Genomic DNA, 9,670 nt, shown 5'->3' with positions numbered 1-9,670 from the left:
TTTGGTACAATAAAAGAGTAGAAAAGCGATGTGTCCAAAGCATTGCAAAGCTACTCTTTTTTTATTACAATAAGAGAGAAAAGGTCCGGCGTAATTCTGATAGGATTAACACATCCGTGCGATAAACTGTCGACCATCTCTTATTGTAAGCATTCGAGTAAACAGGTTGAAGCATAGCCTTCGTGTAACGAACCAAAATGAGTGTCAATAAGAGTAGTGGTTCTACCTTTTCAAATTCATTCTTAGGAGGAAACACTATGATTAGTATCGGTATCGACATTTCAAAGGAAAAGAGCACTGTTTGTATGCTTCGCCCTTATGGTGAAGTTGTTGAGCCCCCCTACAATGTTGCTCATAACGAGTCAGAGCTAAACGCTCTTATTGAACACATCCAGTCGTTTGATGAGGATGTAAAAGTCGTTCTTGAAGCTACCGGCGGCTATCACCATATTGTCGTATCTAAAATGCTTTCTGCTGGAATCTTCACGGTTGTGGTCAATCCATACATAATGAAGAAGTATTGTGCTGCAACTTTGAGAAAAGCGAAAACAGACAAGATTGACTCTGTAAAGATCGCTAATTACGGCATAGACCATTGGTTTTCTATGACGGCTTACTGTCCACCGGATGAGGTGTATGCTGAATTAAAGCTACTCGGCAGACAGTATGAACAATATGTCAGACTGAAAGTCGGCTGCAAGATTCATCTTGCGGAGCTACTTGATGGTGTATTGCCAGGCATTAAGAAAATCTTGACGGGGAATGTTCCTGCATTCAGCACAAAAGACAAGCTCTGTGACTTCGTAGAGAAATACTGGCATTATGACCATATCAAGAAATTAAGTGAAGAGCAGTTTCTTGTAAGCTATGAAAAATGGTCTAAGAAAAAGGGATACCGTTACAATGAAAGTCAAGCGATAGCGATATATCAGCTTTCAAAGAACAATATCCCCACTCTGAAATCCAGTACCTCATCGACCAAAATGCTGGTACTGCAAGCGGTTAAGTCCGTCAGAGATGCCGAACTAACCTTATCTCTCATTATATCACAAATGCAGGAAATTGCAAGTACTTTACCTGAATACTCTGTTGTGAATGAGATGAAAGGCGTGGGAGCAGTGCTTTCTGTGCGCCTGATAGCAGAGATTGGCGATGTCAGGAGATTCCATAATGGCAGTGCGCTGGTGGCTTTTGCAGGAATTGATGCTCCACCATATGAATCCGGATCTTTTGTGGGAACCAACCGCCATATCTCCAAACGAGGCTCAGCATCGCTTCGCAAAATAGGTTATGAGATCATGCACGCTTTGAAAGTTACCAAGCCAACAGATGATTCTGCTGTCTATGACTTTATGATAAAAAAAGAAAATGAGGGAAAACCAAAACGTGTGGCTAAAATTGCAGGTTTCAACAAGTTCCTGCGTATCTATTACGCAAGAGTAATGGAAGTTTATTGTTGATCTGTTGTACCTTTTCCTTCTAAGCCGAAAAACAATACTGTTATTCGGCTTTATTTGTCATGCCCATGTGTTGAAAACTTGTATGTTGAAAATCTTTTAAAAAGGGCTTGACAAACAGTAACAGGTTTATTGATGCAAAAATTATGCGCGTGTGTGTATCTGACCGCCTGCAAGTGTCTTGCCGTGAGCCTTAGCCATATCAGAAATGTTTACGTTCATGTAGCCATTCTGTGCGAGCCATGGGAGAACTTCTTCCATCGCTGCTGCTGTTGTTTCATAGTTCTCGTGGCAAAGTACGATAGCACCCTCAAGTGAACCGTTCTGTGCTGCCTGCTTGATAGTATTTACGATCTGATCCTTTGACGCATTATCCCAGTCCTTTGTGTCGATAGCGCATGAGATAAGCGGAACGTCGTAAAGTGCAGACTTGACCTGTCCGCCGCCGTCAAGGAATGGCAGTCTCATGATGTGTGAAGGCTCTGCGCCTATGATGCTCTTGAGCTTGCTGTTGCACTGCTCCCACTCGCTGCGTATCTGCTGTGAACCGAGCGAGCCAAGTGACTGGTGTGACTTTGTATGGTTAGCAACTTCCATTCCGTTCTGGTATGCAAACTTGACCTGATCGTTGGTCTGGATCCAGTCGCCTACATAGAAGAATGTAGCTGTCATGTTGTTCTTGATAAGAGCGTCCATTATCCTGTAAGCAGGTGACTGTCTGCTTGTTGCGCTTGCGCCGTCATCAAAGGAGATAGCACAGAGCTTTTTGCCTGCTGTATTAGGTGTAACAGGATTATTGTTGTTGTTGTTTGTATTTGTGTTCGTGTTAGTATTTGTGTTTATAGTTGGCTGAGTGTTGCTTCCGCCGCCGCTGCTGATAGTGAGCTTTGTTACGTTAGCCTTACCGCTGCTCTCCCAGCCTTCAACGTTGAGTGCAACTTCTGTGAGGTTGCCGATGTTCCAGCCTGCTTCCTTCCAAGCCTTGAAGTGGTCGGATACTGTAATAGTACCTGATGTTCTCTTAGACTTGCGGACGCTGAAATACTGCTTGAAGGTACGTGTATCGCCGAGGATAGTAGGACCTGTATGGTCGAGCTGGAATATCTCGTATTCAGCACCGTCGATAGTAACGGTCTTGCTGCCGCCCTGAGCTGTTGGACGCCAGTTTACCCAGTCCTCGATAATGTAGTACTCAACCAGCGGATCTGTCATCCAGCCGTAAACACACAGACGAGAGTTGCCCTGTGAGCTTGCTGAATAATCTGCTGCATAGTCCATTACGATAGTACCGCAGTCGGTAGCCTTCTTAGTACGGTCATAGTTTCTGCCGCGGCGAGCGAGGAAGTTACCTGCATTGACCTGAGCACTCCACTCAGTGCTGAATGCACCGCCGCTGCCGAGAGTCATAGAACCGCTTCCGCCTGTGGTGTCAAGCCATATCTCGTAGCTGTAGCCGTCAACGTTATCATTAGCAAATCTATTCTGACCGTTGCCGACTTTGAAGGTCTGTCCGTTGGCAGCAGGGTTTGAATTGTTGCCCTGCTGACCGTTGTTGCCGTTATTATTGCCCCAACCTGTCATGTCGAAACCGTTGTTGCCGTTATTGTTGCCCCAACCTGTCATATCGAAACCGTTGTTGCCATTATTATTGCCCCAACCTGTCATGTCGAAACCGTTGTTGCCGTTATTATTGCCCCAACCTGTCATGTCGAAACCGTTGTTGCCGTTATTATTGCCCCAACCTGTCATATCGAAACCGTTGTTGCCGTTATTATTGCCCCAACCTGTCATATCGAAGCCGTTGTTGCCGTTATTGTTGCCCCAACCTGTCATATCGAAACCGTTGTTGCCGTTATTATTGCCCCAACCTGTCATATCGAAGCCGTTGTTTGGATTTGTGTTGGTATTTTGATTGTTGTTTGCGTTATTATTGTTGTTATTTGTATTAGTGTTGTTATTTGTATTTGATGTAAGATCCTTTGAATAGCTCTCAGGAAGAGACTTAACAATTCCTAAAAGATAGTTCTGGATAGAAGCTGCATCGTTATTTGTAACGCCGCCTGCTTCATAAACATCAGCATTAAGTCTGCCCTGATCTGAAAGCTTATACTTGTCAGGATTTGCAAGAGACTGCATGATAAGTACAGCATCACTCATATCAACTGCACCGTCATTGTTTGCGTCGCCCCACTTCTTGACCTTTGCATTGAGCTCTGCCTTTGGATCTGTATTGGTTTTCGGATCAGTATTGGTGTTAGGTGTATTGTTGTTATTATTTGTACTGTTGTTATTTGGTGTGTTATTATTAGTGCTGCCCTCACCTGCCTTGAAAGCATATCTCATGAATGTGTAGAGATGAGGCTTTACAGAATCTGCACCATGTCCGCCGCCCGGGATAGACTGGTAAACGTGCTCAACGCCGTTTCTTGTGAGGATATCGCTGTATGATTTCGGGAAAGTACCTACGACCGAGTCGTTTGTGCCGCCTGTTATCATAAATACGTAAGGTTCAGGACCTACGTCCCTGAACTTCATCTCACTCTCCTGCATACAGCCGGGGTGAGTCATGAACATATCACTGCCAGGGGTGATACCGGGAGCAGGACAAGCTCCGCCAACATATGCAAAGAGATCGGGACGCATAAGACCGATGTAGATAGCCTCTCGTCCTCCCATTGAGAAACCTGTGATAGCTCTGTTCTCTCTGCCCGTCTTAACGCTGTAGTTGGACTCGATGAACGGGATAAGGCTGTCAGAGATGTCATAGAGGAAGTTGTCGTAAGCTTCGCAAGTTTCCTGATTGATGCCGAAGCCGCCGCCCTGATTGCCTTTTTTGCTTGTGAACTGGCTTGGGAGAACGATTATCATTTCTTCAGCCTTGCCGTTTCCGATAAGACCTGCAAGAAGTTCCTGAACGCCCATGCCGCTTACCATGCTGTTCTCGTCGCCTCCGATGCCGTGGAGAACATACATTACAGGATACTTTTTATTTTTATCATAATTAGGCGGAAGAACTACATTACAGCTCTTCTGTCCGCCTGTAAATTTACAGTTATAGGTCTTCTTCTCGACCTTGCAGGCGCCGCTCTTCTCGCTGCCGCCGGGGACAGTTGTAGGCATATCGTTCTTTATCTGAGCGTTCATACCTGATTTTGCGTTACCGCCATTGCCTGCATCGCTGCCAATATTGCCGCCGCCATTATTGAAGCCGCCAGCCATGCCGCCCCAGTCGATGTTGCCGCCATTGTTGCCGCCCATGTTTCCGAAATCGAAGCCGCCGTTGTTGCCGCCCATATTTCCGAAATCGAAGCCGCCATTGTTGCCGCCCATATTTCCGAAATCGAAGCCGCCATTGTTGCCGCCCATATTTCCGAAGTCAAAGCCGCCATTGTTGCCGCCCATGTTTCCGAAGTCAAAGCCGCCATTATTGCCGCCCATATTTCCGAAGTCGAAGCCGCCATTGTTGCCGCCCATGTTTCCGAAGTCAAAGCCGCCGCCTACATTGCCGTCTGTAATAGTGCCTAAATCAACGTTCACACTTGCGGCTGTAGATGGAAATGGTACCATTGCTGCGATCATCAGCGCAGAAACGGTGCCGCTGATAACCTTCTTGATTTTTGATAGTTTCACTTCAATCACTCCTTTGTTTAAATAAAGCAAATTAATGATTTCAGTAACCCCCGTGCGTTTTAACGCCTTTATTTTTCTGGTTATATTATAGTCTCAAAACCCATAGTAAAACAAGTCATTTTTTGTCCTAATTGTTTAAGCTTGCCAAAAATTGCTAACACTTTGCACAAGTATAATTCAACGCTGTTAAGAAACAACGTAATATTGCCAATAAATGCGTTGAATAATTTTGAGCGAGCAGACAAATAATCTAATTTTTGTCATTATGCACAACTGCTCCATCGCCCAGAAATTATAAAAAAAGCGGTTCTGAAAATTGAACCGCATCAGCAAAACGCAAAAAAGTCCTTCCATGGTCTTACAAACACCATAGAAGGAACTTCATCACGGAATATTATGCTATGTAGTTTTTTATATTGAATGTTTCTCCGGTACGCTGTTCCTCATCTATTATTCCCGGAACCAACTCGGTAACATATGTGTCTCCTGAAACAGGATCAATATAATAGCGTAACTGTGCAGCAGTATAAGATCTGTATAATACAACTATTTCATTGGCATCATTTGTGGAAACAGTCCAATAAACACTGTTTTCTCCTGAATCTACTATATTTTTCAGGCTTGGATTACTGTTAATACAGTAGCTTTTGATCGCCTCAAGTGCCTGAGTCTCTGAAATTGCCGCTGCTTTAGTCTCGGTCGGCTCTGTTGTTGCAGCTTCGGTTTGAACAGGCTGAGGAGCCTCTGTCTGTTCAGGTAAAGTAGTTTCAGCCTGAGTAGTCGCGGCAGCCTCGGTGTTTTCAGCCTGAGTTGTCTCTGTTGATTTGCTTGTCTGCTCAGTTGCAGTTGTAGTCGTAGTGATAGACTTGGGCAGTACATCTGTATCCTTGTTTTCTGTACCGCATGAACTTAAACCTGCACACATCAAACATAAAACCAGTGTTAAGATTTTCTTTTGCATATTCCTTGTTCCTCCTTTTCAGCAGAAGCCCTGACTTCCGCTAAATCAAAATTATAGCACACAAGAAATAAAAAGTCAATATTGAAAAAGCGACCATTACCCACGGTATTTTTATGAAAATATCTTCTTTATCCTCAGTGCGGGAGCTTACTCAGAATAGGCAAAAGAGCACTTAACAAAATCTGCAAACTCGTTTATAATTGCTTTTACCAGCGTTCATCTGCCGCATTTGCGTCGGACTGTATCGTATCAGCCAGCACATCTATGTGCAGCTCATACCCTTCTGTTTCATCATATACTGCTTTGGAAAGCTCTACCGATGACAGCAGTGCCGATGTTGTCTCGCCCTCAGCCAGATCGTCTGTGTAGACGAAATACTCTTTGGCGCTGTTGTACTCCCACTTTTCTTCCCAATAATCATCAAGGCAGCAGGTCACAATGACCTCGTTATAGCCGTTCAGGAATAAAAGTGCAGTTCTGTCTTCGTTCAGGCGCTGATAGCGGAAATCGCTGAGATTGCCGATGCTTCCACAAACAGTATCGCTGCTGTCCTCTTTGTACCACATGGGGACAAGTTTCACGCGGAGCTCACTCTTGTCAGCTGTCGAATCGCCTGCCGCCAACACCTTGACCTGCTTATCCGTGCTGTAATTGCCGCTTTCGGAAAGCACGAAAGTATACTCATGAGTGGCAGTTTCTGCTGCTGTTGCTTTCTCCTCGACCTCTATCCCGAGCTTGGCAGGTGCGAATTCATTACTCTTAATACTGCTGTGACAAACTACAGCAAGCACGATGAGCGGGACAGCAAATGCCGCTGCCAATGCACCTGCTGCTGCGGCAGAGCGCTTCTTATTCTTAATGCTGCTCACAATGCTGTCCCCCCTTATTTGCGTTTTATCGTATTCTCGGCATATGACTGCGAGCTGTAATATGCATATTCAGATTCGCTGTTGATGAAGCTTGCTGTCGGACGGTATACCGTTACAGCGTCTATAACTGCCGAAGGACTGCTGAACTTATCCGCCTTGACATCACTTACGGAGAATATAACGCTGCTGTCGGAACTTGTTCCGCTGCCGTATCCCTTATACTGATTCGAGCCTTGCCAGAAATCGTAATCTGTTCCCGACCAGCCGCTCACCTCAGATATACGGTACTTTCCTTTTTTGGTCACGGCTACAGTCTTTCTGCCGTTCCATATGCTGCAAGGATATGTGTACTTATCACCGATGCCGTACTCTTTTCTGACCTTTACATTCGGAGCAGTATCAGTTACAAAGATCGAGTGCGTTGACGATGACGTATCATCTACGTGCCAGAAATCATATCGGTAATCATCTTCGCCGATCTTCACATCATTGTCAGCTGTATAGGTCATTTTTTTGTCACAGCTAAGATCAACATAAAATGATTCGATAACATTTGCAGCTGTGAACGATGTCTCGTTCTCGGCAAATCTCTCCACTCTGAATATAAAGCGCTGCTCCGCATCGCTGCTGTCGCCGTGAACGTTCTTGTCAAGGAAAAGTATCTTTTCAATGTCAAAATAGTAATTCAGCGGTATCGTTCTGTTGGTAAAATCCACCTTTACGCTTGATACTGCCGAAATAACGAACTGTTCTGATCCGATGGAAGTCGTGGGCGAATCATTTCCGTTAACAGTTTTGATATCACCCTCATTCACCTGTACATCAGTGACAAAGATATGTTCTTCGACGGTATTGGGATCAAGTTCCACAACTTTATATGTGCCTTTTGAAAGTCCCGTAATATTGGCAGTCTCACCGTTTTTCAATGTGAAGCTGACAGGTGATCCGTTTGCGATAGGCTCGCCGTTCACCTTTACCGAGCCGTTACTGTTAAGGTCTAAAAACTCAGCTTCTTCTTGATCGTATACTTGTATTCTGAAACTATAGTCCCTGTCAGGATCAACTCTGTCGTACTTGTCCTCGACATTCTTGCTTACACTTAGTCCCAGCTTCTTTTCGTAGGTGTTGCTCACCTCGATGATCTCACCTGTGCTCGACTGCGTATATGCCGTCTTTACAGTTTCGGAACGAGTGGTCTTGTCGTGCGAAGTGCTGTCCATAACAAAGTCAACGCTTACGTTTTTTCCGTCGCGGAGAGCTCTTGTCTCCTCGATACGGTACTTAATATCTGTACCAAGCCCGACAAATATCGCCGTCTGCAAATGCTTCAGCGTGAATTTGCCGTCCTCGGTAACAAAGGGCTGTCCGTTGTTTTTCTCATCGCCGTAAGGAGCTCCGTATCCGTCACGGAGATAATACCTGAGCTGTTTGTTTTCAGGAAGATCAACATATCCTCCGCTGTCGTAATTCTTTATACTGAACTCAAACTCATACTCGCTGATATCCTCGACTTCAAGAGGATTCGTTACTTTTTTTCTCACCATCATAACGTTCGGCACGTTTATGAAGTCCGCTGTATCGACCTTATTGCTCTCATATGAGCCTTCCCACGATATGTACTTCTTCAAGCCTTCCGTTTCAAGAGTGTAAGACTCGCCGTCCTCAGCCGACTGCACTGTCAGAGGACTGAACGACGGATTCAGCTTTTCGCCGCTTTCGTTGGTTATCAGCTCCCTGACTTCAACAGGAGTATTCTTCATGATGCCCTTTATTTCCATGCGCTGATTGCTCTTTAGCTTTATCACCGCAGGAGACTCGCTGTACGGGAAAACATCTGTCTCGATCAGCTCATCGCCTTCATACTTCTCATATTTGCAGCCCGAAGGCGATGCATCATCAATAAGGAGCTCGAAGGTGAATTCCTCGTCGAAAATATCTGTACCCGCCATGTAATTGACGGTCTTTTTGATCGTAAATGCATCGTTCGGTCGGTCAAACAGGTTCTGCACCTCAAAAAGATTCGCGTCAGTACTGTTATACTTCAAGCCGATACCGTTTTGCAGAGCCTGCACGGAATCGTCATAAACTCCCGAGAACTTAGCATTATTATATGTCGCTAAAAGAGCCGTATCCTCGATTATGTAGTAGTAGCTGCTCTTTATCTTCTTGAAGTACACCTGATCGCCTTCACTGCCGTCAAACAGGTAGAACTCGCCGTTTGTTCCTGTGCTGAAATTCTTGGTAGTCGGCAGATCCGCAACACTTATGTTATCGACCTCATGGCGACCCTCAGAGTCGTAATAGTACCCTTCATAGCCGCCGCTGCTGTCGATGGGACGGAGTATCAGGTCAACTCCCGAAATACCTTCATCGCTGTTGCTGTAATTTGAGCTGTAGAGGTAATAGCCGTACTTATTTGAGCGTGTGTAGATCTCGCCTGACTTCGGCGCGATATTCTCGCCGCTGCTGCCCTCCAGCAGATACAGCCTGAACTCGTCCTCGCTTAGGTTGTTTTCGGTGTAAAACTTCTTGTCTTCTTCCGCACCCGACCTCAGCGGCAGATCGCTTGAAGCCTTGCGGTAGATCTCCTTGGTCACGGTAAGACCCGTCACCATTTCGTTTGTGAAGTTCATCTGTGGTATACCGTCTGCCGCGCCTGACCATACTGTCATAAAAGTCAGGGCGACAACAAATGCCGTCACAAGACTTGCAAGACGTTTTGATAATGTTTTGTTCATTGCCGCCCTCCTTTC

At 45.3% G+C, this 9,670-nt stretch carries 5 protein-coding genes; 1 reads left to right on the top strand and 4 read right to left on the bottom strand.

Features of this window, described 5'->3' with window-relative positions; all coding sequences use genetic code 11:
* Positions 1-257 precede the first annotated feature (257 nt).
* On the top strand, positions 258-1,460 hold the full coding sequence (locus K6G33_RS05475; protein ID WP_296777128.1) for an IS110 family transposase: 1,203 nt from the start codon (positions 258-260) through the stop codon (positions 1,458-1,460).
* 141 nt (positions 1,461-1,601) lie between these two features.
* On the opposite strand, the gene K6G33_RS05470 is transcribed toward K6G33_RS05475, so the two are convergent.
* The 4 genes from K6G33_RS05470 to K6G33_RS05455 all read right to left on the bottom strand — a co-directional run bounded on the left by K6G33_RS05470 (position 1,602) and on the right by K6G33_RS05455 (position 9,655).
* Positions 1,602-5,087 (bottom strand): glycoside hydrolase family 11 protein, encoded by a 3,486-nt coding sequence (locus tag K6G33_RS05470; protein ID WP_296777126.1) that lies wholly within the window; start codon positions 5,085-5,087, stop codon positions 1,602-1,604.
* A gap of 394 nt (positions 5,088-5,481) precedes the next feature.
* Positions 5,482-6,048, bottom strand: a complete 567-nt coding sequence (locus K6G33_RS05465) for a hypothetical protein (protein WP_296777125.1) — start codon at positions 6,046-6,048, stop codon at positions 5,482-5,484.
* Between the two features lie 206 nt (positions 6,049-6,254).
* Positions 6,255-6,917, bottom strand: coding sequence for a hypothetical protein (locus K6G33_RS05460; RefSeq protein WP_296777122.1), 663 nt, complete (start codon positions 6,915-6,917; stop codon positions 6,255-6,257).
* 14 nt (positions 6,918-6,931) lie between these two features.
* Positions 6,932-9,655: a hypothetical protein gene (locus tag K6G33_RS05455; protein WP_296777120.1), complete on the bottom strand. Its 2,724-nt coding sequence runs from the start codon at positions 9,653-9,655 to the stop codon at positions 6,932-6,934.
* Positions 9,656-9,670 lie beyond the last annotated feature (15 nt).

Source organism: Ruminococcus sp., assembly GCF_024691275.1.
Classification (GTDB): domain Bacteria; phylum Bacillota; class Clostridia; order Oscillospirales; family Ruminococcaceae; genus Ruminococcus.
The sequence above is the reverse complement of the archived record's forward strand: the minus strand, read 5'-3'. Positions and strand labels throughout refer to the sequence as shown.